At 50.8% G+C, this 26,179-nt stretch carries 23 protein-coding genes; 2 read left to right on the top strand and 21 right to left on the bottom strand.

What is annotated here, in order from left to right:
• Positions 1 to 105: 105 nt before the first annotated feature.
• Together RHOM_RS02305 and RHOM_RS02300 are read right to left on the bottom strand one after the other, a co-directional pair.
• Entirely contained in the window at positions 106 to 2,082 is a 1,977-nt protein-coding gene (locus RHOM_RS02305) for an oleate hydratase (RefSeq protein WP_014078647.1), read from the bottom strand.
• Between the two features lie 107 nt (positions 2,083 to 2,189).
• Positions 2,190 to 2,777, bottom strand: coding sequence for a TetR/AcrR family transcriptional regulator (locus tag RHOM_RS02300; protein ID WP_014078646.1), 588 nt, complete (start codon positions 2,775 to 2,777; stop codon positions 2,190 to 2,192).
• 261 nt (positions 2,778 to 3,038) lie between these two features.
• Between RHOM_RS02300 and RHOM_RS02295 the strand changes: the two genes are divergently transcribed.
• On the top strand, positions 3,039 to 4,925 hold the full coding sequence (locus RHOM_RS02295) for an HD-GYP domain-containing protein (protein WP_044024588.1): 1,887 nt from the start codon (positions 3,039 to 3,041) through the stop codon (positions 4,923 to 4,925).
• Positions 4,926 to 5,705: 780 nt separating this feature from the next.
• On the opposite strand, the gene ftsH is transcribed toward RHOM_RS02295, so the two are convergent.
• The 4 genes from ftsH to RHOM_RS02275 are packed head-to-tail and all read right to left on the bottom strand — an operon-like array spanning position 5,706 to position 11,370.
• Positions 5,706 to 7,535, bottom strand: coding sequence for an ATP-dependent zinc metalloprotease FtsH (gene ftsH / locus RHOM_RS02290; protein ID WP_014078644.1), 1,830 nt, complete (start codon positions 7,533 to 7,535; stop codon positions 5,706 to 5,708).
• Between the two features lie 12 nt (positions 7,536 to 7,547).
• Complete coding sequence (gene hpt, locus RHOM_RS02285; protein ID WP_014078643.1) at positions 7,548 to 8,078, bottom strand: hypoxanthine phosphoribosyltransferase; 531 nt, start codon at positions 8,076 to 8,078, stop codon at positions 7,548 to 7,550.
• On the bottom strand, positions 8,059 to 9,498 hold the full coding sequence (gene tilS / locus RHOM_RS02280; protein ID WP_014078642.1) for a tRNA lysidine(34) synthetase TilS: 1,440 nt from the start codon (positions 9,496 to 9,498) through the stop codon (positions 8,059 to 8,061). Before tilS ends, hpt begins: the two co-directional genes overlap by 20 nt.
• A 30-nt stretch (positions 9,499 to 9,528) precedes the next feature.
• On the bottom strand, positions 9,529 to 11,370 hold the full coding sequence (locus RHOM_RS02275; RefSeq protein WP_014078641.1) for a SpoIIE family protein phosphatase: 1,842 nt from the start codon (positions 11,368 to 11,370) through the stop codon (positions 9,529 to 9,531).
• Positions 11,371 to 11,644: 274 nt separating this feature from the next.
• Between RHOM_RS02275 and RHOM_RS02265 the strand changes: the two genes are divergently transcribed.
• Complete coding sequence (locus tag RHOM_RS02265; RefSeq protein WP_014078639.1) at positions 11,645 to 12,637, top strand: aldo/keto reductase; 993 nt, start codon at positions 11,645 to 11,647, stop codon at positions 12,635 to 12,637.
• A 73-nt stretch (positions 12,638 to 12,710) separates the two neighbouring features.
• Here RHOM_RS02265 and RHOM_RS02260 read toward each other — a convergent pair whose 3' ends face one another.
• The 15 genes from RHOM_RS02260 to RHOM_RS02190 all read right to left on the bottom strand — a co-directional run bounded on the left by RHOM_RS02260 (position 12,711) and on the right by RHOM_RS02190 (position 26,062).
• Positions 12,711 to 13,013 (bottom strand): FtsB family cell division protein, encoded by a 303-nt coding sequence (locus RHOM_RS02260; RefSeq protein WP_014078638.1) that lies wholly within the window; start codon positions 13,011 to 13,013, stop codon positions 12,711 to 12,713.
• A gap of 34 nt (positions 13,014 to 13,047) precedes the next feature.
• The gene (yabQ, locus tag RHOM_RS02255; protein ID WP_014078637.1) at positions 13,048 to 13,500 is read right to left on the bottom strand and encodes a spore cortex biosynthesis protein YabQ; all 453 of its coding nucleotides are present in this window, start codon (positions 13,498 to 13,500) and stop codon (positions 13,048 to 13,050) included.
• Positions 13,501 to 13,794: a sporulation protein YabP gene (yabP, locus tag RHOM_RS02250; RefSeq protein ID WP_014078636.1), complete on the bottom strand. Its 294-nt coding sequence runs from the start codon at positions 13,792 to 13,794 to the stop codon at positions 13,501 to 13,503.
• Between the two features lie 55 nt (positions 13,795 to 13,849).
• The gene (locus RHOM_RS02245; RefSeq protein WP_014078635.1) at positions 13,850 to 14,092 is read right to left on the bottom strand and encodes an RNA-binding S4 domain-containing protein; all 243 of its coding nucleotides are present in this window, start codon (positions 14,090 to 14,092) and stop codon (positions 13,850 to 13,852) included.
• Positions 14,093 to 14,203: 111 nt separating this feature from the next.
• Positions 14,204 to 14,479 (bottom strand): HU family DNA-binding protein, encoded by a 276-nt coding sequence (locus RHOM_RS02240; protein ID WP_014078634.1) that lies wholly within the window; start codon positions 14,477 to 14,479, stop codon positions 14,204 to 14,206.
• A gap of 151 nt (positions 14,480 to 14,630) precedes the next feature.
• A complete protein-coding gene (locus RHOM_RS02235; RefSeq protein ID WP_014078632.1) occupies positions 14,631 to 16,364 on the bottom strand; it encodes a phospho-sugar mutase in 1,734 nt (577 codons plus the stop codon).
• Positions 16,365 to 16,457: 93 nt separating this feature from the next.
• Positions 16,458 to 17,873 carry a hypothetical protein gene (locus tag RHOM_RS02230; RefSeq protein ID WP_014078631.1) on the bottom strand — a complete coding sequence of 472 codons (1,416 nt, stop codon included), beginning with the start codon at positions 17,871 to 17,873 and terminating at the stop codon, positions 16,458 to 16,460.
• 171 nt (positions 17,874 to 18,044) lie between these two features.
• Positions 18,045 to 19,037, bottom strand: a complete 993-nt coding sequence (locus tag RHOM_RS02225) for a CotS family spore coat protein (protein WP_014078630.1) — start codon at positions 19,035 to 19,037, stop codon at positions 18,045 to 18,047.
• Positions 19,038 to 19,109: 72 nt separating this feature from the next.
• Positions 19,110 to 20,468: a CCA tRNA nucleotidyltransferase gene (locus RHOM_RS02220; RefSeq protein ID WP_014078629.1), complete on the bottom strand. Its 1,359-nt coding sequence runs from the start codon at positions 20,466 to 20,468 to the stop codon at positions 19,110 to 19,112.
• 10 nt (positions 20,469 to 20,478) lie between these two features.
• The gene (gene proS, locus RHOM_RS02215) at positions 20,479 to 21,921 is read right to left on the bottom strand and encodes a proline--tRNA ligase (RefSeq protein ID WP_014078628.1); all 1,443 of its coding nucleotides are present in this window, start codon (positions 21,919 to 21,921) and stop codon (positions 20,479 to 20,481) included.
• Between the two features lie 84 nt (positions 21,922 to 22,005).
• Entirely contained in the window at positions 22,006 to 22,659 is a 654-nt protein-coding gene (locus tag RHOM_RS02210; protein ID WP_014078627.1) for an RluA family pseudouridine synthase, read from the bottom strand.
• Between the two features lie 3 nt (positions 22,660 to 22,662).
• A complete protein-coding gene (bilS, locus tag RHOM_RS02205) occupies positions 22,663 to 23,178 on the bottom strand; it encodes a flavodoxin family protein BilS (RefSeq protein WP_014078626.1) in 516 nt (171 codons plus the stop codon).
• 36 nt (positions 23,179 to 23,214) lie between these two features.
• Entirely contained in the window at positions 23,215 to 23,484 is a 270-nt protein-coding gene (locus tag RHOM_RS02200; protein ID WP_014078625.1) for a hypothetical protein, read from the bottom strand.
• A 408-nt stretch (positions 23,485 to 23,892) separates the two neighbouring features.
• Entirely contained in the window at positions 23,893 to 24,582 is a 690-nt protein-coding gene (locus RHOM_RS02195) for a response regulator transcription factor (RefSeq protein WP_014078624.1), read from the bottom strand.
• Positions 24,560 to 26,062 (bottom strand): HAMP domain-containing sensor histidine kinase, encoded by a 1,503-nt coding sequence (locus RHOM_RS02190; protein ID WP_044024786.1) that lies wholly within the window; start codon positions 26,060 to 26,062, stop codon positions 24,560 to 24,562. The genes RHOM_RS02195 and RHOM_RS02190 overlap by 23 nt, the downstream gene beginning before the upstream one ends.
• Between the last annotated feature and the right edge of the window lie 117 nt (positions 26,063 to 26,179).

Genomic DNA, 26,179 nt, shown 5'->3' with positions numbered 1-26,179 from the left:
ATTTAAAAAGTGTCACCTATTTTCAATAAATGCCCGGAAAACCAAAGGCTTTCCGGGCGTTGCCGTTCATTCAGGAAATCAGAGTTTTCTACACATCAGGATTCCCTATAACATACCATCCTTGATCACATCATGATCCCGGAGCAGCTTCTCCACGACGGTTCCCTTGACCACACGAAGCAGCGGCTTCTTCAATACATTGAGCGGTCCCGGCAGTTCGATCTCAAGCGGAGACTTTCCATCCATCAGCTTCACACTGCTGTCGAGCAGCTCTCTGACATCATAGACACTTCCCCATACCTCAGGAACGCCTCTGTCTACACCGAGCAGTCCGTATACCGCCTCCATTGCGGTTCTGACCGAATATTCCGTCGTGAAGACCGTATCACGCGGTGTGTCCGCGAACTGTCCGAGGAACGCAAAGTTCACACAGCCATCCGGGATGACGTCCGGGCGGTCGCCCTTGGTTCTCGGCATAAAGAACGCTGTGATGTACGGCATCATCGTCGGTACACATACGGCGCTGTTCTCTGCCAGATCCGGGATCTCCTCCACCGGAACACCCAGATGATACAGCCACTCCTCGGTGATCTCCTTACCGGTACACTCCTTCATCGGCTTCTTCACATAATCGCCCGGCACATCGGTGAACAGACCGTATACCCACACGCATACTTTATCCTTATCCTGATCCTTGAACTGTCCCTGGCGGTTGATCGTCCAGCTGAGCAGCCAGCTGGAATCCTTACAGCTTACGATACCTCCGGTCACAACTTTTCCGCTTCTCGGATCACGCTTGCAGATATTCGTGATGTACGGAATGATCTTGTCGTCCAACGTGGTCACGGTTGCAGATTCCCAGTTCGTCTTCGCTACATCCGAGCAGAACTTCTCCGGATGTCCAAAAGACGGATCCTGCTTTGCAATATTCTTCCACAGGCTCCAGCAGCCGCTCGTGCGCACTTCCGCGTCCCCGTTCGGCGCATGGTTCTGATCACCGTAAATCGTACCCTCGGTACAGCTTCCGTTTGTCACGAACACGAGATCATTCTCCGTAAGCACAATACCTTTCTCCACACCGTTGACCTTGCACTCGAGCGCCTTGGCAACCTTCTTGTCATCTTTGATGTCGAAAATGACATTCGTTACCTCGGTGTTAAACTGGAAGTCAACACCGGCTTCCTCAAGGTATCTCTGCATCGGCAGAATCAGCGACTCATACTGATTGTACTTCGTGAACTTCAAAGCGCTGAAATCCGGCAGTCCCGCGATGTGATGGATGAAACGCTGGAAATAGAGCTTCATCTCCAGTGCACTGTGCCAGTTCTCAAAAGCAAACATCGTGCGCCAGTACAGCCAGAACGTAGAATTGAATACCTCGTCGTCGAACACATCCTCGATCGTCTTGTCGTAGAGATCCTCATCCTTTGTCATGAACAGCTTCATGATCTCCATGCAGCCCTTCTGGCTCAGATTGAACTTGCCGTCTGTGTGCGCATCCTTGCCGCGCTCCTCTGTGGCACGGCACAGGGAATAGTTCGGGTCTTCCTTGTTCAGCCAGTAATACTCGTCCAGAACGGAGACGCCCGGCGTCTCAATCGACGGAATGCTGCGGAACAAATCCCACAGGCACTCAAAATGGTTCTCCATCTCACGACCGCCGCGCATCACATAGCCTCTGGTCGGATCATTGATACCGTCGCAGGCGCCTCCCGCGATGTCCATCGCCTCAAGAATGTGAATGTGGGAACCTTCCATCTGACCGTCTCTTACCAGGAAGCAGGCTGCTGCCAGAGAGGCCAGTCCGCTTCCGACAATATAGGCGCTCTTCTCATCCACACCCTCCGGCTTTCTCGGTCTCGCAAAAGCCTCGTAATTACCGTTGGTATAGTAAATACCCTTGCTGTTCTTCTCATGCTTGCCGCGCTCGGTATTGCGGTATTCCGCTCTCGCCTTCTCCTCGATTGCTTTCTTCTGCGCACGCTCGCTGCTGTTCTTATGGCTGCCTGCCGCCAGTGCCGCCACACCCGCTCCGGCTGCCAGCGCAGCCACGCCAAGTCCTATATGTTTTCCTTTTCCCATCGTAACTACCACCTTTCCACTTATGCTGTAAATTCTTTGTGTCCTTATCTTAGTCTGCCCAGATGAATGACACAATTTACAAAAAGATCAAAATGATAAAAAACTTATCATTCCGTCTCTTTTGATAAGCTTGCGGATTGCTTCTGTTCAAAATTCCGGGCGGCATTTAAGATACTGCCGTGCAGCATCGTACTCAGCCGCTGCACAAGCTCTCTGTAATCCGCCTTCATACCGCCGTCGATCCAGTGCAGCATCATACCTACAAAGCCGTATTTGTAGAACTCCGCAATCAGTGCCTTGTCCTCCCCGCTGACAGCCGCATCGCGGCATTCTTCCTCTACCACATCTGCGAGCAGATCATAGGTCAGCTTATAGAGATAGCTCTCGATCTTCTTCTGGCTGACCGAGTGATAAACATTCAAAATAAACGGCTTGTTCTCCAATACCGCCTCAAAGATCTGCTCCAGTCCTTCACTCCACGTACTGTAAGTTTTCTTATCCGCAAGTGCACGCTTTCCGTCCTCCAGGCACGCCCACTCAATCAGGTCGTAAATATCCTTGAAGTGATAGTAAAACGCCATGCGGCTGATCCCGCAGTCCTCCGTCAGATCGTTGATCGTAATCTTATCCACCGGCTTCTTAAGCAAAAGCTTTTTAAGTGATGCCTCCAGTGCAAGTTTTGTCGTGTTGGACATGGCTGCCTCCCTGTTCCGTTCTTGCGGCAACGGATCTTACCGTCCGCACCTTTATTGTATTCCTCCTCGCAGGTATGGGCAAATAAAGAATTTCTAAATTTTCTTAATTCTTTTTTAGCCGTTAATGCACGTTTTTGACCACCTGCACATCCAAATTACTATATACATTTATGATCTATTTGTTATAATATTATTATATTTGCGCTTATGGACAAATTGGGTGGTTTTCACACATATTTGAATGCGCAGGCGGAGGAATACATGATCAGCAACACGGATATCCGTTACTTTTTTGATACTTACTATGACAACTTCATGCACAGTCTCGCCTGGGAGGATCACCTTCTGGAGCCTGCCAGCCGTGAGGAATGGCTGGCAACGCTTCGCGCATGTGCAGACGACCAGCAGCAGCGCTGTGCGGACAATCAGATACTGCTTGAGCAGTATCTCTATCCGCTAAGCAGCAATCCTGCTCTTCTGTCCGATGAGGGATATGATCTTTTACTTTCTTTTTGCCGTGATTTTTACTACAGCAACTATACCGAACCGGCTCTGCTGATCCGCATTATTGATATCCTGCTTCCACATTATGAAGACCGCAGCGATACGGAAAGCCTGCTTTTTCTCTACATCTGCGCCGGCTTTTCATACATGGAGCTCTCACGAACCGGAGAGCCCACCTCTCGTGATAAGACTATATATTTCTACACCAAAGTGCTCTCTTACCGCGATCAGATTGAATTCTTTGAATCAGCTGCAAGCCGCGACTATATTTTTATTGCCTATTACAATCTGATCCGGGTGGCGCCGGGTCTTGGCATCTTAGACATTGAGACCGCTTACCGGCTCTGGGAGGAGCTCTGTCAGATCCGTACCATGCCCAAATTCTGTCAGTACGATACCACCAATCCACGGATTCCGCAGCTCTGTGACTGTGCAATCAACGATTTCCGCGCGTACGGCGCTGTTCTTAACGTTGAACGTGTTATTGCACCATCCGCGATCCTGTCCTCTCTGGAGAATATGACGCAGATCTATTACTCCGAGATATTGCACGAGCATGGTTCCATCTATGAGTGCCCTGCATTCACAGTATTTAATTACCACTATGTGCAGGCACGCAATGGTACAATCACCTGGGAAGCCGCCTGGCAGATCCTGGACGATTATTATGTCCACAAGATGCAGACCATCGGTCAGGTTTCCTCGCCTGACCTGCTTGCTTTTTATACCAATCTGCCGCTCAACCTGATCGACGTGCTGGGGCATACGCATTTCAAGGAAGAGTTTAAGCAGGCAACTTACCGGCGCTACCGCAATCTGATTACCAGCTATCTGATGAATCAGCCTGCCAGTCTCAATTCCTACACGTTAAACAACGGTGTCCAGCTGGTGGCGTTTCACCCGCTGATCCTCGGGACTTTCCAGAACCGTATGGAAAAAATGAACTTTATCGTAGATCTGGTCGTAACCAGACATCTCACGACATTCACACACTCCGTTATGGTTTCCTATCTTGCAGAAGCGATCGGAAAGCATATTTTAGCCGCACGGCCGGAGCTTTTGCGGATTCCGTCCTCCTATCTGGAGGGAAATGTCTATGCCTCCCCCGCGGAAGTACTGGACTATATCGTTCCCGCAGCTTTATTCCACGATATTGGGAAAAACGGCATGATCCCGATCATCAACACGCAGCACCGCAAGTTAAATGACTACGAATTTAACATTATTCAGACACATCCGCAGAAGGGCTCCGACTATCTGTCGTCCGATCCGGACTTTTTAATCTACCAGCCGGTTGCGCTCGGACATCACCGCTCCTACGACGGTACCCGCGGTTATCCGCTCAGTTTTGACAATACCGCCTCGCCGTACCGGGACGCCATCGACCTGATCCACATCTGTGACTGTCTGGATGCAGCGACCGATTACTTAAGCCGCAATTACCACCGCGCGAAACCGTTCGATGTGGTATTGAACGAACTGAAAGCAGGGCGCGGCACCGAGTACAATCCTGATATGGTGGATGTGATTCTAAGCGACCGGGAATTATATAACGATTTAAAGATGCTTACGGAGCAGAACCGTGAAAATATCTACTATGATATCTATCTCACGTTTGTGAATCTCCGCAAGAAAAGACAATAAATGGGATACGTTTTATTATGAGAATATCAGAAAATATGAAGTTCCAGAATGTAACCGGGGCGGCAATTCTTTGAAGCAAAATCCGAGGATTTCTTCCGTGCTGCGTCGGGCATCGGGTTCTGTGTCTTTCCAAGTTTGGACAGTCCCCGTGGTGTGTCCGGCAAAACCGCAGACAATGAGCGGACTTTCTGGTGCCCCTAGTGGCACCGCTTCACAGACAATATAAAACCGCGCGAACCGAACTCGTTATCATCTGCTATTGAAAACAGGGCAGATGACAACTCAGACAGCGGCTTCGCGCGGTTATGTTCTGTTTGCTGGTGCCACGAAGGGGCACGCACAAAAGTCCTTAAATTGTCTGTGGTTTGCGGACACACCACGAGGAATGTTCCAAACTTGGAAAAACACAGATGATCAGGGATGTCCGACGCGGCATGGTTAGAAATACTGGATTTTGCGATTAGAATTGCCGCCCCCGGTTGCATCTGGAACGTGATAGTCTCTGTTTCTTATAATAAAACATATCCCATTTCAAATATTTTTATTAGAAGGTAAAAAAAAGACAGCCTGTCGAACTGCTGTCTTTTTAGGAGAAGGTATTTTTACTATGGGGTATAGCAAAAACTATATATAATGTATTGGGGGGTTTTTACGGTTATTATAATAGCATGCCCCGCCAGATAAGTGTGCACAAACTTCACAATTTTGTGTGCACGTTTTTATTCATTTTGTATAGTACCTTCTGCCCGGTTTTTCTTTTTTCATTGCCGTTATGCACAATTACTGCTCAAACAATTCCTCAAACTCCTGCTGGCTGATTTTTTCCTTCTCCAGCAGAAGATTCGCGCAGGCATCCAGCACGTCGCGGTGCTCCGCAATCATCTGCTTCGCTTTTTCATAACATTCGTCAATGATCCGCTTCACTTCCAGGTCAATGGTGGTCGCAACGCCCTCTCCATAGCCTCTCGTGTGCGCCAGGTCTCTGCCGATAAATACCTCATCGTCGTCATTGTCGTAGCAGATCAGACCAATGTTCTCTGACATTCCGTATTTTGTGACCATATCCTTTGCCATCCGGGTCGCCTGCTTGATGTCCTGAGATGCCCCTGTCGTGATGTCATCAAATACAAGTTCCTCCGCCACACGTCCTCCCAGAGATACGATAATATCCTGCAGCATCTTGCCTTTCGTGTTGAACATGTCGTCACGCTCCGGCAGCGGCATCGTGTAACCGGCAGCTCCCGCTCCCGTCGGAATGATCGATACGGAATAGACCGGACCGACATCCGGAAGCAGATGGAACAGAATCGCATGACCGGATTCGTGGAATGCGGTGATACGCTTTTCCTTCTCGGAGATCACGCGGCTCTTTTTCTCCGCGCCGATTCCCACCTTCACAAACGCCTTCTTGATGTCCGCCTGTGTAATATACGCACGGTCTTCCTTCGCTGCGATAATAGCCGCCTCATTCAGAAGATTCTCAAGATCCGCGCCGGTAAAGCCCGCAGTCGTCTGTGCGATCTGTTTTAAGTCGACATCATCCCCGAGCGGCTTGTTCTTCGCATGAACGGAAAGAATCTCCTCTCTTCCGCCGACATCCGGACGTCCCACATGCACCTTCCGGTCGAAACGTCCCGGACGCATGATCGCCGGGTCCAAAATATCCACACGGTTCGTCGCCGCCATAACGATAATTCCCTCATTGACACCGAAACCGTCCATCTCAACGAGCATCTGGTTCAATGTCTGCTCGCGCTCATCGTGACCGCCGCCCATACCGGTACCACGCCGTCTTGCGACAGCATCGATCTCATCGATAAACACGATACACGGCGCATTTTTCTTGGCTTCCTCAAACAGATCACGGACACGCGAAGCGCCGACGCCAACAAACATCTCCACAAAATCCGAACCGGAAATACTAAAGAACGGCACGCCTGCCTCACCGGCAATCGCCTTTGCCAGAAGTGTCTTACCGGTTCCCGGAGGTCCCACGAGAAGAACACCCTTTGGAATACGCGCGCCAAGCTTGGTATACTTCTTCGGGGCACGCAGGAAATCCACGATCTCCTCAAGCTCTTCCTTTTCCTCTTTCAGACCTGCCACATTGGCAAATGTCACCCGCTTTGCCGGGTCATCTGTCATGAGCTTTGCGCGGCTCTTGCCGAAGTTCATCATCTTACCGCCGCCGCCGGAATTGGCAGCCGCCTGATTGGTCATAATCATGAAGAAAATGAACATCGCCGCAAAAATAATCAGATACGGAAGTATCGTCACGATCCAGCTCTGCTCCGGCGGATTCTCCACGGTGTAAGACGTAAACTGCTGATCGCGCAGATAATCTTCTATATCATTTACATCGTTTACCGCCAGAACCTGTGTCGAGGAGTCCTTAAATGTAATGTATACATTACCGGTCGGCACCTCGCCGCGGTTCGGTACAATCTTCAGCTGTGCAACATTTCCATCTGCAACCGCAGTCTCAAACTGTGCCCGCGTGTAACTGTTGGTTGACGTGTTTCCGTCCATCCAATACCAGATACCTATGATGGCAAGTATCAGGAGCAGATAGATGCCAAATCCTCTGTAACTGCTTCTCTTACTATTCAATCGATTTCTCCTTTATTCCTCTATCTCAACAAATCCGATATACGGCAGATTGCGGTACTTCTGGTCATAGTCGAGACCGTATCCTACCACAAATTCATCCGGAATGACAAATCCCACATAATCCACATTGACATCCACCACTCTCCGGTCCGGCTTATCCAGAAGCGTACACAGTCTGAGTGTCTTCGGATTTCTTGTCTTCAAATTCTCCAACAAATAGCTTAAAGTTCTGCCGGAATCGATGATGTCCTCAATTACCAGCACATTCTTGCCTTCAATACTGGTTCCAAGATCATTTACGATACGCACCACGCCGCTGGAACTTGTGCCTGATCCATAGCTGGATACCGACATAAACTCTATCTCAACCGGTGAAGTAATACGCTTTGCCAGTTCGCAGGTAAAAAATACCGATCCCTTCAAAATACAGATCAGACATACCGGCTCATCTCCGTACACCTTGCTGATCTCGGCTCCCAACTCTCTTACTCTCTGCTCAATCTGTTCCTCTGTGAGATGAACGTTAATTTTCTTGATCTTCACAATCGTTTCCTCCACTTAACCGTACTTCTAATATCTTTTCTGTATTCTCTCCGACTTTGCAGCCGGCGCCGATGCGCCCGCCTGCCACCCACAGGATCTCGGATCCCGTTGCCAGAAGCCATATAGCGTCTCTCTTCGCCGCCGGAATCTTCTCATTGACAAAATATTCCTTCAGCTTCTTGGTATGTCCGGCAGCATCTATCATCAGGTAATCGCCGCTCTCTCTTCTGCGCAGCCGCAGACCAGATTTTATTTTACCATAATCAAACCATTTCGTATATGTTTTTTTCGGGATTTCCTGCATATTCCCCGAAAAATCACGTATCCGCAGGTGCAGTCTGCCATCCGGCAGCGCAAGCACCACCTCTTCCTTTTCTGCGCGCGAAAGCATCTCCCCGGTAACCTCAATGCTCTCCCGTTCCATATCAACCGCCGGCTCTTCCCTGTACAGCCGGATTCCCTCATACACACGCTCCGCACGCACGCCGTAGGGCAGGCAGATCACACGGCCGACCTGTCTTGTATACAGTGTGCACAGTTCTTCTACATGCACACTTCCGATGTCACGGTTGCTGCCCGCCACTTTTTGCAGCGTCACAAGCAGTACTTCCCGGATTAAAAGTGCGGGATATTCTGAAAAAAGAACCGCATCGATCACACAGGCATCCGGGGTGTCACGGCACACACGCTCCGTCGCCCGGCGCGTCTCTTCCTCCAGGTAATCCGACAATTCCATTAACATCTGTGCGCTCTGCATCATATGATGCACCGCCCCCGTATTCACCGCTTTTAATTCCGGCATCACCTTATGGCGAATCCGGTTTCTGCTGTAGTCGGTATCCTCATTGGTCGCATCCCGGCAGTAAGGCTGTCCCTGTGCCTTAAGATACGCCTCGATCTCCGCTCTCTCCATTCCAAGCAGCGGACGGATCACCGTGACACCCTCCGCGAGCCTGCGCGCCGGGCGCATACCGTAGAGTCCGTGGATTCCGCTCCCCCGGATCAGCCGGAACAGCATGGTCTCCGCATTATCATCCGCATGATGCGCGAGCGCGATCTTCACCGGTCTGCCGTCATAGTCCTCTGCTGCCTCCCTGAAGCACTCATAGCGGAGCTTCCTCGCCGCCTCCTCAACGCCGAGGCCGTGTCCCTTGGCATACGCCGGGACATCCACCGGATAAATCCTGCAGCAAACGCCCCGCTTTTCGCAAAGCCTTTTAACAAACGCGGCGTCTCTCCTGCTGGCCTCTCCCCGGATCCCGTGTTCCACGTGCACCGCCTCCAGGAGAAAATCGCAGTGCTTCCGGTACTCAAGCAGCATAAGCAGCAGACATACCGAGTCCGCTCCTCCGGAGACGCCCGCAAGCACCACATCCCCGGATTTAACAAGCCCCTCCAGTTCCATTCCTTTCTTCTGCATCGCATTTCCTCTATCGTTTCACATTCTATTCTATGCCTTTTTCCAGATGCACGCCGCAAGTACCGTCATATCGTCCTGTGCGCGCCCGCCGGTAAAAAGCATCACTCTGTCCATAATCTTTTTTGCCAGAATTCCCGGATTGTTGGTTTTGATACTGAGAATCATTTCCCGCATCGTCTCCTCCGGCTTCGGAACATGTAAGTATTCTAACACACCATCCGTCACCATGACAATAAAATCACCGTCGTTCAGCTGTATCTCCCTCGGTTTTGCATCCAGGTGCGCACGCGCCCCCACCGGCAGATTTTCCGATGCAATGCACTCCACCTCATCCTCCCGCCGGATAAATGCAGCCGCCGCTCCCACCTTGTACAGGCGTGCCATACCGCTGTACAGGTTCACCATGCAGAGGTCTAACGTGGAGTAGATGTCATTTTCCCCTTTCATCACCATCGCCGAATTCATCATGCGTATTGCCGTCTCCAGGGAAAACCCTGCTTCCAGAAAACGTTCCACAAGATCCAGCACCATCTCGCTCTCCTTGCAGGCACTGCTCCCGGAGCCCATGCCGTCCGACAGTCCAAGCAGCATTTCCCCTCGCTCGAGTTCCAGAAAAGAAAAGTTGTCGCCTGAAATTTTTGCCTCATCCTTCTTCACCCGCGCAATTCCCTGCACGCTCCGGTATGCGGTGTCCTCGTAGATCAGGAACCGGAACGGCTCCTTTGCAATAAACGTCCGCGCATCCGCGGTTGTCCGGAGCTTTTTTCCAAGCACGGCGCCGGAGAGCGTCAGAAATGTCTTCACCGCGACACAGCCTCCCAGCCGGCTTTTTAGCACTGCGTCAATCCGGATCCTTCCGTCCACCGCCTCGATCAGGTGCAGTTCTTCCACCACAATCCCCTGCTCCTTCGCACGGTATTGAATCTCCGAGAGGACATGGCGTTCCCCCACGTCCAGAATTTTTTCCTCCCTGGCGCAGTCCTGCATGATATACGCCATCGCATCCAGCTGTTCCGCTATCACCTCCCGGTTCTCCACCAGTCTCTGGTACCATGCCCGGTTTAAGCTGACGCGCTCAAAGACGCGCACCGCCTCCTCCACCATATCGCTGCTGTGCCTGCAATACTGTACAAGCTCCTGCTTTTTCTCCTCCCCGGGAGTCTCTCCGTTCCAGATCGCGGAAAGGATCCCCGACAGCGCGCCGTATAAGGGTGCAGGATCTCTCTCCCAGCAGACTGCACACGCGTCACACGACGCGCAGATCTTTCCAGTCAGCTCGTTCTGTATCTGTCCCAGTTCCTCCGCCGCACCGTTCTGATGTGCGGCACTCATACTGTGAAAAACCTGGGACAAGCCCTGAAACGATTCCGCATACCCCAGCAGCCGCTCCTCTCTTCCTCCATCCGGCCGCTCCGGCACCCCCGCCTTTCTTCCCCAGTGTAATATCATATGCAGGGCACGGTTAAAAAGAATCACGGCTCCCAATATAAACGCGCCCTCCAGCGCCGCCGCCAGAATTCCGGGCTGATCCTTCCATTCAAGAAGTCCCCCCGCCACCGACAGGATCATGGTAATAATCGCTGCCATACTGCCCGCCATATAGGAGGGGCATCCCTCGTTGGCCCATTCCACGAGCCGGATTGCTCCCATCACCACGACAAGCGCCACCGCATACTTTACTGCTGCCGCCGTCGGCATAAACACAAACATTCCTATGTACATCATACCGAGCAGCACCGGCCCGCTGACCCGCTCCAGATACAGCGCCGCAAAATACGCCGGCACCAGAGGGTAACACCCCATCACGCCCACACTGCACATTACACTTCCCGCCATACAGAGCATCATTTGTCTTGCATTCATTTTTTTCATCGCCTACCTCCATTCCCGCCTCCGGTCTGTCCCGGTGTTTTTCGCGGGTGACATCGATTATAGGGTTGTTCCCGGAAAATCTTTGTCAAAGGAAGGACCCCTTTTGAAAAACTTTTCGCCAAAATATCGGTTCCATTGTCTGTTTCATGGACTTTGAAGCGCTTCGTGCCTTTTAGGAAGTTCATCCAGAAATATTCCTCTACCACATTTTTTCATGCCGGTGTTATAATGTACGCAAAAGCATAGCCACCATGATATGAAAGGAGATTTTCTTATGGGTTATATGGCAAAAGAAAGCCGCTATGATACCATGCAGTACAATCGCTGCGGCGCCAGCGGTTTAAAGCTTCCAATGGTTTCTCTCGGTTTCTGGCACAATTTTGGGGACACCGGACATTATGACAACATGAAGGCAATGTGCCGCACCGCTTTTGATAACGGTATCACGCATTTTGATCTTGCGAACAATTACGGTCCCGCTTACGGCAGCGCAGAGCGCAACCTGGGACAAATCCTGCGGGACGACTTTTCTGCGTACCGGGACGAGCTTCTAATCAGCACCAAAGCCGGCTACGATATGTGGCCGGGACCTTACGGCAACTGGGGCAGCCGCAAGTACCTCATCGCAAGCCTGGACGCCAGCTTAAAGCGCCTGGGGCTGGATTATGTGGATATTTTTTATCATCACCGCATGGATCCTGAGACACCGCTCGAAGAGACGATGGGCGCTCTCGATTCCATTGTCAAAAGCGGAAAGGCACTCTATGTCGGTCTGTCCAACTATGACGGTCCGACACTGGAACGTGCATGTGCGATTCTAAACGACTTGAAGTGCCCGTTTATCATCAACCAGAACCGCTACTCCATCTTTGACCGCACGATCGAGAAAAACGGTTTGAAAGATACTGCCAGAAGGCTGCAAAGAGGCATTATCGCCTTTTCACCGCTGGCACAGGGCATGCTCACCGACCGCTATTTAAACGGTATTCCGGCTGACAGCCGCATCGCGACCGACGGACGTTTCCTCAAGGAGACCGCACTTACGCCGGAGCGTCTCTCACAGATCCGCGCTCTCAATGAGCTTGCCAAAAAGCGTGGACAGACGCTCGCGGAGATGGCATTAAGCTGGATCTTAAAGGACGGTGACGTGACCAGCGTGCTGATTGGTGCTTCCCGCCCGGAACAGATTCTCGACAATATCGCCATTGTCGGACATACTTCCTTTACGCCAGAAGAACTCGACGCGATCGATCAGATTACACTTTAACAGCCAAAAAAGAAGCCTTATCCGGGATGATCTCTCCGGGTAAGGCTCCTTTTATTCTGTCATTCTTATGTTCTTAAGGTTCTTCCTTAAATATAATCTCATTGTCATAGGCTAGTCCCAGTTTGCTCTTCGCAATATCCTCCACATACTCCTGGGACTGTGTATAGGACTGGTAATTCTGAAGTTCCTCCTGCCTTGCCGTCTCATCCTGAAGCTGCACCTCCAGCTGTTCCTGCTTTCTGGCGTACTCCTGATCTTTCTGATAAGCTTTTACAATCTGGACAGACATTGCCGCTGCAAATACAACCAGAATCATGCTGATACAGATCTTGCCCGCCCTGTTATTCCGATTTGATTTTCTCTTCTTTGCTGCCATTCCTGTCCCTCATTTCCTGCATCTGTGTAGCAATTTACAGTTTACATAAACCTATTTTAACCGCTCTCACAAACTTTTTCAATCGTTTTCCACAAAATGCCCCAACTTTTTTTAAGGTTTTCCACACCGGACGCACGAAAAATCCCAGCACTTTTCCAATAATTCCCAGTATTTTTTTCCAGATCCACACCTGACAGTGCACGATCAGGCGGCTGAGCAGCAGATAATAACACGCCATTCCGACCAGCAGACCGCCAAACGCAAACCCGCGCACCATGCCGTCATTTTCCCGGTATAAAAGGACAAAGACCACGCCTGTAAAAATGATCCAGTACAGAAAATCCTCCACGCCGATCCAGATATTTCCGTGCGGAAGAATCCGGCGGAAAATGCGCAGGATATCATAGAGAAAGAAAAGTCCCATTCCTACCAGCACAGAGCTCCCGAGAAACAGCAGTTCCTGATAGATTGATGTGCTTACCGCCATCTACCGGAACAGCCTTCCCAGAAGAGATTCCGCCTGTTTTCCCGCCGTTTTGACATCCGAATAGGTCAGGGAATCAATCCGTCCCTCAATATCCACTTCCCCTTTTTCCAGGCTCAGTCGGTTCACGTGCAGATCCTGTCCCTTGATGAGCAGCATCCCCAGTTCCGTCTCGAGCAGAATCTCCGCCACATCAAAAGACAGCACATCCACAACACCGGAAAACGCGCCGTTTCCCCGGTTTACCAGCAGGACCTTATGTGATTTTGCCGTATTATTATAATTCTTTTCCTCCATAAAAAAACCTCCCGCTTTCCTTTTCTATTAGAAAGTATATGGGAGGTTTTTCATATTATGATACATATTCAAACAAATCCTTGGCTTCTTCCTTTTTCGTCGTATCCTGCAGATCCAGCACGCGAACTTTCACGGTCTTCGTTCCAAAACCGATCTCAATAATGTCGCCGACTTTTACATTCACGGAAGCCTTCGCCGGTTTGCCGTTGACCATCACACGGCCGGCGTCACAAGCTTCATTCGCCACTGTGCGTCTCTTGATCAGCCGGGACACTTTTAAAAATTTATCCAGTCTCATCTTCTTCTCCTTATGCCTGCGGAGCGTTCCTGCTTCCAAAGGCTCCTTTTCCTTGAAAGCAAAAAAGTGGATTCTGCAACCGCAAAATCCACTCTGCTATCTCTATATCACTTAGGCGTTGATCATATCCTTTAAAGCCTTACCAGCCTTGAACTTCGGAGCCTTGGAAGCTGCGATTGTCATCTCTTTACCAGTCTGCGGATTTCTTCCTGTTCTCTCTGCTCTCTCAGATACCTCAAATGTACCGAATCCTACTAACTGGATCTTCTCACCCTTCTTTAATTCCTCAGCAACAACATCTGTAAATGCCTTTAATGCTGCCTCTGCGTCCTTCTTGCTTAACTCAGTCTTCTCAGCCATTGCTGCAACTAACTCTGCTTTGTTCATGTTAAAAATTCCTCCTCTGGATTTTCAATATAAATAATATTCGAGGTTCTCAAAATACCTACTTCATATTTATACTTGTTTTTTCTTTCTTTGTCAAGAAAAATCCCCAAAATATGGGGATTTTCCGAGCTTTTTTACGTTTGGGAAGCGTTTACATCATGGTGTCGATCAATGCGTGAACCGCTTTTGAGAGCGCTTCTGATTTTGCGTCCGCATCCGCGAGCGATGTCCCCTTTACGCCGAGATAAAATTTGACTTTCGGTTCGGTTCCGGACGGTCTGACGCACACCCATGCCCCGTCGGTCATCTCGTAATAAAGAACATTCGACTTCGGCAGACCTGTCGGCCGCACTGCACCCGCTGCCGTATCCGTGATGGTGTCCAGCTTATAATCCCGCACCGCCGTCACTTTGTATCCACCGATCTCTGCCGGAGCATTTTCACGGAGCGTATTCATAATCTCCTGGATCTTCGCCAGTCCTTCGATTCCCTTTAATGTGATGGAAGTCACATCATCCTTGTAGTAGCCATAACGCTCATACATGGCAAGCATTGCATCCCAGAGTGTCATGTTCTTCGTCTTATAGTAAGCCGCCGCCTCGCACAGCATCATCGATGCTGCAACGGCATCCTTATCTCTCGCGTAAGTTCCCGGCAGGCAGCCATAGCTCTCCTCCATACCAAAGAGGTATGTGCCCTTTCCTGTCTCCTCAAACTCTAAAATCTTCTGTCCGATAAACTTAAATCCGGTCAGCACCTCGATCAGATCTATTTCGTAGTATGCCGCAATCGCATCTGCCATATTCGTGGATACGATCGAACGGATAAATGCGCCGTCCTCCGGCAGTCCGAAGAGCTCCTTGCGCTGTCCGATCACATAGTCGCCAATCAGGCATCCGGACATATTTCCGGTCAGGCTGTGGTATTCTCCGGTCTGTGCATCCTTCACATAAACACCCAGACGATCCGCGTCCGGATCTGTCGCAAGAATCAGGTCGGCATCTACTTTTTTGCCCAGTGCAAGTCCTAATGCAAATGCCTCTGCCGCCTCCGGATTCGGATAGCTTACCGTCGGGAAATCGCCGTCCGGCAGTTCCTGCTCCGGCACAACGTAGACATTCGTGAATCCAAGCTCTTTGAGCACACGGCGTACCGGAAGGTTGCCGGTTCCGTGAAGCGGTGTGTATACAATCTTTAACTCGGATGCAACTTTGTCAATGCAGTCCTGATGAAGCACCAGTTTTTTCAGTTCCGCAATATACGGATCGTCAATATCCGCACCGATCGTCTGATACAGACCGTCTGCCTTTGCCTCTTCAAGCGGCATCGTCTTCACAGAAGCATAATCCGTCACGTTTCTCACTTCATCCATAATCCCTGTGTCATGCGGAGGTGTGATCTGCGCGCCGTCCTCCCAGTATACTTTGTATCCATTGTATTCCGGCGGATTATGGCTTGCCGTGATGTTGATGCCCGCCGTACAGCCAAGCTTGCGCACCGCATAGGAAAGCTCCGGCGTCGGTCTTAACGATTCAAATACATATGCCTTAATGCCGTTCGCTGCAAGACAAAGCGCCGCCTCGTCGGCGAACTCCGGGGACATATGTCTGGAATCATACGCGATGGCAACACCTTTTGCCTGTGCTCCCACTTTGCAGATATAATTCGCCAGTCCCTGTGTCGCTTTGCGCACCGTGTAGATATTCATGCGGTTGGTTCCCGCTCCGATCACGCCGCGCAGTCCGGCAGTACCGAACTCCAGATCCATGTAAAAGCGCTCTTCAATCTCCTTCTCATTCCCAGCGATCGCCTGAAGCTCCGCTCTGGTCGCCTCGTCAAAATACGGATTGTTCAGCCATGACTCATATGTTTCTCTATATCCCATCTCAGATTCCTCCTGCTTTTTTTCTAAGCCTATCTTATCTTTCCTGTTTTGCTTTTTCAAGTACCATTCCTGTCATAAATTGATACAATTCTCTCAATTATTTCCCTTAAGCGCATTGAGCAGGGACGTAAGGGTGGAAAGATAATCCGAAGTGCTGCTACTGTTGGAACTGCTGCTGGAGCTGTCTCCATTCTTGTCCAGAATCTCGTTTACGATGGCATCCAGCGCAGCGTCACTCGTCGTGTCCGATGTTCCCGTCGATGTAGAAGACGAACTTGAAGATGAACCCGAGGAACTGCTGTCCGAGTGACTTCCTGCCAGGCTTCCCGCGAGACTTCCCGCCTGTCCGTCTGCGCTCTCTCCTGTGGATGTACTGCTGTCTGCCTCCGATGACTGCGTCTCACTTCCGGTCGTAGTCGACGAGCTTCCCGATTCTCCTGTCATTCCGATGGCGATCGTTGCCTCCGGTGAATTCACAAACAGCTTTTTGCTGTATGTATCATAACCGTCCGCCGTCACGGTGAGCGTATGCACTCCATACTGTAGTTCCACCGGCTGGCTGTAATCCACCAGCTGCCCGTCTACCTGAAGCCATGCGCCCTCAACATTGACTGCGAAGAGAATGCTTCCGTACTTCGGTCCCTCGCCCTTTAACGTCTCAAGATCCAGAACCGTCTCCTGACCTCTCGTGATCGTAATCTCCGTACTTCCGCCGTATCCGTTATTCGCGACAGCTGCCGTGTATGTTCCCTCAGGAATCTCAATCGTCATCTCTCCGGTAATCTGGGCAAACACCTTGCTTCCCACCTGAATGTAACTTCCATCAAAGACACTGGTATTGACCAGCTTTAACGAACCGTGCCCGGTGGTCACCGAGATGGAATATATTTTCTTGTCAATTCCGACCACCCGAAGCGTATCCAGTGCCGTCAGATCTGAAAGCTGGAGGGGACTTCCGTCCGAAACCACAAACAGATCCTCATCATACGAATAATTTGTATCCGCAATCTTAAATGCACCGTGCTCCTCATCTACACTGTATCTGGTCACATCCGGGTATTCCCACGCCAGATCGGAGATCTGCGCTTCCACAAGCCTGCCCTGCTTATCTTTTTCCCCGACACGGATAATGCGACCCGCGTCAAATCCAGACACCGGCATCCGGCTGCCATATTTGTCAAGGAACCGGGTAGCAATCGTGTAATTATACATATACTGCTTGCCGGAGTTCAACTGTGTTAAAATCAGACACTCCGCCTGCATATCATTGTTAGTGATTAAAAACAGGTCTGCTCCGATCGACGTGCCTTCCTGCTCCGTCCCCTGTTCCATTGCATCCAGCACGTCGTTCGCATCCGCCTCCGTCCCGACGGTCTGTGCTGTGTTTTCCGCATCCTTTGACGGATTATAGTAAGTTCCTGTCACAACTGTATTGCTGCTTTTTCCGCATCCTGCCAGTAACAGCATCATGCAGACCGGCAGGATCCATCGAACTATTTTCTTCTTCAAGTATATCTGCTCCTTTATCGTGTACACAATTCTACGGCAAAAGTACCGCCAGATTGATTATATCCTCTTTTTTGCGCTGCTTTCTGCGCATCCGAAGTTCCACCGGAACTTCTAATATGAATCTGTCAAGATTCATTATATCATATTAAACAACTCAGCGGAACTTTTATCTCAGGACGCGGGCGGCTGCAAGGTGAAATGGCGCATCATTTCCAGGAATCGTTCCCGCTCATCCTCCTGCCGTATGAATTTTTCCAGCTTTTCAATATTGCGTCCGGACACCCATGCCTTGTGTGTGTTATAGTAGCGGTTCGCAATTTTCCAGAATTTTTCCGGATATGCCATATACAGATACAGATAGTTTAGTTCCACGGCAGTCAGCCGGCGCACATGGTCATACGCACAGATGAGATCCATGCCAAGTCCGGTGTTCCAGTTGTTTTTTTCCAGCATTTTCCGCATGTAGTTCGCCAGATCGCTGACCTGTATCTGGTAGGAAAAGCACTCAAAATGGACAATGCCGATTCCGGTTTTGGAAAACAGAATATTGTGCTGGTTATAATCGCCGTGACAAAACCCGGCGCTCTGCCCGCCCTGTCCCATCGCCGAAAGTTCCTGTGCCACCTGCCTTGCTTTTTCCATAAAGCGCTCATACTGCCCGTAAAAGAGCACTTCAAAATCATTCTTTTTCTTCTTGGACCGTATGTAATTCCGGACTTTGACCAGTTCCCGGTTATGCTTCTCATACAGTTCCTGCAGTTCATTCGGGTCGTTGCAGACAAACTCCGGAACCGTCTCCGAATAAGTTTCCGCCGCATTGTGCAGCATTGCCAGTTTCTCCGCCCCCGCGATCATGTCCGCCCGGTTTCTGGTGTCACACTCGCTCCCGGAAACAGCCGTCAATACCATATACTTTGTCTCATCCTCCGCGACGGCAATCGGGGCGTCCTCCTTCGTCCGCACGACCTGCTCCGTTAAGAGTCCCTGTCCACCCAGATGCCCGAGTATGGCAGAGAGAAACTCTGCCCGCTCCGCCGAGCCTTTGTATTCTTTTAAAAGTAACTGCCCCTGTGTTGTATCACAAATATAACTTTCACGCCCTTTGGAAACCGCTCTCACTTCCAGGTCGTACTGCTCCAATACCTGCTCCGGTCGATTATACACAAAAACCCCTCCATATGATTGATCTGCGGCTGCTCTGCCGTGTCTCTTCATCATATGTGAGGGGTTTTTATTTCATGACCTGTTTTGATCAGAAATCTTTCCTGTCACAATTTTTAATAATTGTTCCTTCGTATTCAGCCCGGGATCTTCCAGTACCCGTTCCAGCAGTTCATTCAGCATCTCCCCGATCTGCTTTCCCGGCTGCATTCCGGCTGCAATCAGATCCTGACCGGAAACCGCCAGTTGCCGGATCGTAAGACACTCTTTTTTCTCCATGCACTCCCGATACAGCTGTTCATATGCGTCCACATACGCCAGCTTTTCCGCGCGCCGGTACCCGCTCTGCGCCAGAATATCCGCGCGCTTGACCGCAAACAATGCCGGATACTGTTCCACGCCGATCCTGTGCACCGCCCTGCGGACCGCCTTCCCGGAAAGCTCCGGATTATCATCGTGCCAGTGCACCAGCCGGCACACCCGGTCGGTGGTATCGTTGTCGAACTTCAGCCGGCGCAGAATTCCACGCGCCATCTCGCTTCCGCGCACCGGATGTCCGTAAAAATGATCCACACCTTTTTTGTCCGTCGTCCTGCAGGCAGGCTTTGCAATGTCATGCAGCAGCATCGTAAGCCGGAGCACCTTATCCGCCGGCACCGCTTCGATCGCCTTTAGCGTATGTTCTCCCACACTGCAGCAGTGATGCGGATTGTTCTGCGGCGTCTCCATCATCACGTCAAACTCCGGCAGAAAAACAGCCGTAAGTCCCATGCGATATGCCACTTTCAGCTCTCCCGGATTCGGCGAAGTCAAAAGCTTTACCAGTTCGACCTGAATCCGTTCCGCACTGACCTTTTTTATATTGCCCGCCAGTCCGGCAATGGCTTCCTGTGTCTCCTGTTCAATCGAAAAACCAAGCTGCGCCGCAAAACGGACCGCCCGGAGCATGCGAAGGGCATCCTCCGAAAACCGCTCCATGGCATTTCCCACACAGCGGATCACGCCTCTCTCCAGATCGCCGATTCCGTCAAAGGCATCCACCAGTCCGGTCACTTCATTGTAGGCCATCGCATTGATCGTAAAATCGCGGCGTTTCAGATCCTCCAGAAGATTCGCGGTAAACGCTACTTCCTTTGGATGCCTCGCATCCTCGTATTCTCCGTCAATCCGGTAGGTTGTGACCTCGAATCCCTCATGCTCCAGCATGACCGTCACCGTCCCATGCTGGATCCCGGTATCAATCGTGTGCCGGAAAAGAGCCTTGACCTGCTCCGGTCTCGCCGAGGTCGTAATGTCCCAGTCCTGCGGCGTTCTCCCGAGCAGGGAATCGCGCACGCAGCCTCCGACCGCATACGCTTCATATCCGTGCTCGCCTAAGGTATTCAGAATCCTCGCAACCTTCGCAGGCAGGCTGATCTTTGCATTTTTATCCACGCACTTCTCCTTAATATGCCTTGCCCCAGTATACCAGCTTGTGCGCCGGTCTGCCGCAGCATACGCAGGTTCCGGAAATCTGCTCCTGATCATGGAACGGGATACAGCGGGATGTCACGGCAAGCTCCTCTTTGATCTTGTCCTCGCACGCCTGATCCTCGCACCACATACCGCGGATAAATCCCGGTTTGTTTGCCGCGATGTCCTTTAATTCTTCATAATTGTGGGCATCCCAGATATGCGCGTCGCGGTGTGCCTTTGCACGCTCGAACATCTCTTTCTGGATAGTCTCTAAAATCTCCGGAATCTTCTGCTCCAGATCCTCCAGTGCGACCTCGATCTTCTCTCTGGTATCTCTGCGCACTACCACGCACTTGCCTGCCTCGATGTCCTTCGGTCCAAGTTCGATACGAACCGGAATTCCGCGCATCTCCTGCTCGGAGAACTTCCAGCCCGGGCTCTTGTCCGAGTCATCCAGCTTCGCGCGGCATACTTTTCCAAGGCGCTCGCAGACGCTCTTTGCAGCATCCATGACGCCGTCTTTGTACTGCTGGATCGGAATCACCATCGCCTGTACCGGTGCAATTCTCGGCGGCAGAACCAGACCCGAATCATCGCCGTGTACCATGATGATCGCACCGATAAGACGTGTGGTCATACCCCAGGAAGTCTGATGTACATACTGAAGCTTATTATCTTTATCGGTATACTGGACACCGAACGCCTTTGCGAATCCGTCGCCGAAGTTATGGCTGGTACCGGACTGCAGTGCCTTTCCGTCATGCATCAGCGCCTCAATCGTATAGGTAGCCTCCGCGCCCGCAAACTTCTCCTTCTCGGTCTTGCGTCCGCGGATGACCGGCATTGCCAGTACCTCCTCGCAGAAGTCCGCGTACAGATTCAACATCTGGATCGTGCGCTGCTCGGCTTCCTCTGCGGTCGCATGCGCGGTGTGTCCCTCCTGCCACAGGAATTCCCTGGAACGGAGGAACGGTCTCGTCTCCTTCTCCCAGCGTACTACCGAGCACCACTGATTGTATACCTTCGGAAGGTCACGGTAGGAGTGAATAATATTTTTATAAAAATCGCAGAACAGCGTCTCAGATGTAGGTCTGACACAGAGACGCTCCGGCAACGGGTTCAATCCGCCGTAGGTTACCCATGCAACCTCCGGTGCAAATCCCTCCACGTGATCCTTCTCTTTTTCGAGCAGGCTCTCCGGAATAAAAAGCGGCATGTATACATTCTCCACGCCGGTCTCTTTGAATCTGCGGTCAAGCTCTTTCTGGATATTCTCCCAGATCGCATAGCCTGCCGGACGGATGATCATACATCCCTTTACCGCGGAATAATCGATCAGCTCCGCCTTTTTTACCACGTCCGTGTACCATTGTGCGAAATCAACATCCATCGATGTGATCGCTTCTACTAATTTCTTGTTGTCCTTTGCCATCATCTATCTCCTTTTCATAGCTCTTACTGCCGTTGCAAGCAGCTTCAAGGTTGTCTGTGTGCAGCTCCTGCACAACTAATGATTTTATGATAAATGGAAAGGGTTGTCAATTTCAAACGCAAGATTTCTGCGTGTTTTCGGGTGTCTGAACCCGATTTTGTACGAACAGAGGCAGAGCGGTTCCCCCGACGGCTTCATATTCTCTTTAAAATTGTACTTCCGGTCTCCCACAATCGGCATCCCTGCATGTGCCAGCTGCACGCGGATCTGATGATGTCTGCCGGTTCCCAGCTGAATCCGAAGAACGGCGCGCCCGTTTTTCTGCTCTAAAACCTCGTAGGAAAGCTCTGCCCTCTTTGCTCCCGGCGTACTACTTTCTACAACCGCAGACGTATTGGTTCTGCCGTCACGCAGAAGATAATCTGTAAACTGCCCCTTTCCGGCTTCCGGCACCCCGTCTGTCACGGCATAGTAAAACTTGTCCGCCAGCCCCGACGCAATCTGCCGGCTGAGTGCGGCCGCCGACTCCTTCGTCTTTGCGAACACCATCACGCCGCATACCGGCTGATCCAGCCGGTGCACCACTCCGATGTACGGCGGCTCGCCCTTCCCCGCCCGCCTGTTTTTGAGCAGGCTCTCCATATCCGCCTGTCCGAGCCTTTTCGTCTGTACTGCCACGCCTGCCGGCTTTTCACAGACAATGATCTGCTCATCTTCAAATAAAATTCTGATCTCCATATTCTAAACCGCATCCACCATAGTCTGTGCCCACTGGCGTGCATCCGCAAAATCTTTCTCATCCGGATGTGAAAGCGCCTCGTCAAAATTTTTTACGCTCGCATTCAACTTCTGATCTTCTGGGTGCTCCCGCAGCATCGCCACATAGCGGTTTCTCACTCCGATCGGCATTTTCCCCTGGCAGTAAAAGCTTCCGAGCACCTCACTGGTATCCGGAACGCACTCCGTTACCCGGCACGCCAGCTTCTGATAGTATTCTCTGGAGCCACCATAACCGGCAGTGCCGAAAACCGCCAGTTTTTTTCCTTCCAGCTGCTTCAAATACTCACCAACCGTTCCATCACAGCTTCCCTTGTCCGTCCAGGATCCTACAAAATAAAGATCCGCCACAATGTCCGGCTTCGGCTCACCGAAGTATACAATCTCTTCACCGCCAAGCGCATCCCGTATTGCTTCTGCCACCTGTCTGGTATTCCCTGTCAGACTTTTGTATATGATTGCAATTTTTTTCCCACTCATCTGTGCTCTCCTTCGCCCGCTCTGTCATCCTACTGCCTATGATCTCTTTACCGGTCTGCCGTCGATACATCCGGTAAAATCTGCTTCGCGCGCAGACTCCTCGCCCGGAAGCGGCGTATTTCTCTGCCCGCCGCTCTTAGAGCACTCTTGGCAGGTGTCCGAACCCGCGTTTGCTTCCTTTCTGCCAAATCGACAGACAGTTTCTTCCGGTCCCGACGAATTATCTGTCGAACCGCCGCTCGCCAGATATACGCCCTCCGCATACTCTTTTGTCTCCACAACTTCTGGTTTTACATACTTTTTCATTTTCCTGCACTCCTTCCAAATTATAAATTACAGCTTAAACCGGTACCCTACTCCCCAGATTGTTGCTGCTTCGCAGCGCAGGCGCTCATTTCAGTACAGCTTCGCTGTGGAGCGCCTGCCTTGCACGCCTTTACACATCCTTACGATTTAAGCTCTACAGCTTAAATCTGTACCCTACTCCCCAGATTGTTGCTGCTTCGCAGCGCAGGCGCTCATTCCGGTACAGCTTCGCTGTGGAGCGCCTGCCTTGCACACCTTTACACATCCTTACGATTTAAGCTATACAGCTTAAATCTGTACCCTACTCCCCAGATTGTTACTGCTTCGCAGCGCAGGCGCTCATTTCAGTACAGCTTCGCTGTGGAGCGCCTGCCTTGCACACCTTTACACATCCTTACGATTTAAGCTCTACAGCTTAAATCTGTACCCTACTCCCCAGATTGTTTCTATGTACTGCGGTTTGTTGGTGTTCATCTCGATCTTTTCGCGGATCTTTTTGATGTGTACCGTCACCGTCGCAATGTCCCCGATGGATTCCATATCCCAGATCTGGCGGAACAGTTCTTCCTTCGTAAATACATGATTCGGATTCTCCGCAAGAAATGTCAGTAGGTCAAACTCCTTTGTCGTGAACTGCTTCTCCTCGCCATTGACCCAGACACGTCTCGCCGTCTTATCGATGCGGATTCCACGGATCTCGACCGTATCATTCTCAGGCGTATTGCTACCGATCAGCCGCTCATAGCGCGCCAGATGTGCCTTCACGCGCGCCACCAGCTCGCTCGGCGAAAATGGCTTGGTAATATAGTCATCCGCTCCCAGTCCCAGGCCGCGAATTTTATCGATGTCATCCTTCTTCGCCGACACCATCAGAATCGGCGTGTTTTTCTCCTCCCGGATCTGCTTACAGATCTCAAAACCGTCAATGCCCGGGAGCATCAGATCCAGGATGTACATATCAAAATCTTCCGTCAACGCCCGTTTCAGGCCGACGGTTCCGTCATTCTCTATCTCCACCTCAAATCCGCTGAGTTCCAGATAATCCTTCTCAAGGTCTGCAATCTCCACCTCATCCTCAATGATCAATACTCTGCTCATATGGCACCTCCTGATATTTTCGTAATACAAAATACATCACGGTTCCGATGGACTCCTTGCTTGTCGCCCAGATCTTACCGCCGTGGTCTTCAATAATCTTCTTCACAATCGATAATCCGATACCGCTGCCTCCCGTCGCAGAATTGCGCGACGCATCCGCACGGTAAAACCGGTCAAAAATGTAAGGCAGATCGCGCGCGGCAATTCCTCTGCCGTTATCTTCAATCTCGACCTGGATAAAATCACCGACATCCTTGATCCGGATATTGATAAATCCCTTCTGCTTGTCCAGATATTTGACCGAATTCCCCACGATATTGTTAACCACGCGCTTTAGCTGCTCCGGGTCTGCAATAATCTGGACATCCTCGTCCGCATAATTAAAATATGCCAGTCCGATGTTTTTCGCCTCGAGATCGAGCCCGATCTCCTCAATGCAGTCATTGAAATACTCCGCCACATTCAGCTTTGCAAAATTGTACGGAATGCGGTTGGTATCGATCTTCGCATACAATGTCAGTTCATTGATGAGCGTATCCATCTCATTCGCCTTATTATAAATCGTCCGGATGTACTTGTCACGCTTTTCCGGTGTATCCGCCACACCGTCGATAAGTCCCTCCGCATACCCCTTCACAGCTGTGATCGGCGTCTTTAAATCATGGGCAATATTGCTGATCAGCGCCTTGTTCTCACGCTCACCGGAAAGCTTTTCCTCTGCGTTATCCTTCAGCCGCTGCCGCATCTCCTCGAAATTGCGGCAGAGCTCCCCGATCTCGTCATTCGTCTCCACATCCACCGTAAAATCCAGATTACCGTCCTTAATGTTCTGCGCCGCCACCTGCAGCTTCTTGATCGGGTTGATAAAACTCGTATAAATCCATACGGTCAGCATACATGCTGTCAGGATTAAGATCAGGATAATCGAGATCCCCACATCCGCCATCAGGCTCTTCAACTCCGGCACGGTCTCCTCGAGGATCGTGATAATAAAAACACTGCCCTGGCTTCCGTCCGTATACACAAAATCAATCTGCTTGATCAGCGCCTGCTTGTCTCCGTCGACATAGATGCCGGTGTCTGCCCCGGACTCTTCCCCTCCGTAGGCCGGCAGATCCGTCAGCAGCGACGCCTCCTTATCATCTCCCACATAGATCAGCTCGTCTCCCCTGCGCACGACAAGATACGAATACTTCTCGCGCAGAGTGTCATTCATCTGCTCCAGAAACGCCTTATCCTCCAGCTTATCCGGATCCTGCTTTGAAAGATCCAGAAGCGTCTCAAAGGACTCGCGCGTAAAACGGCTGAGCAGCTGCATGGAATTAGAAAAATAACTGTAATCGTCACTCTCCACGCCGTATGTCTGTTCAATCGACTTCAGCTGGATCTTCTGGAATCCGAAAAGCACCGCCACCGCAAGAAGAATGGGGATAAATATGATAATACAAAATGAAATGATAATTTTATTTTTGAACTTCATGTCTGCTTTGTCCACCCCGCAAATTCCCGCAAAAAAACGGGTCATAGAACTGTAATTCTATGACCCATTATAACACGAAACATCCAAAAACCTATTTATTTTATGTAAAATTGTCTA

This window comes from Roseburia hominis A2-183, assembly GCF_000225345.1.
In the GTDB taxonomy this organism is placed as follows: Bacteria; Bacillota; Clostridia; order Lachnospirales; family Lachnospiraceae; genus Roseburia; species Roseburia hominis.
This window is presented reverse-complemented; position numbering and strand designations above follow the sequence as displayed.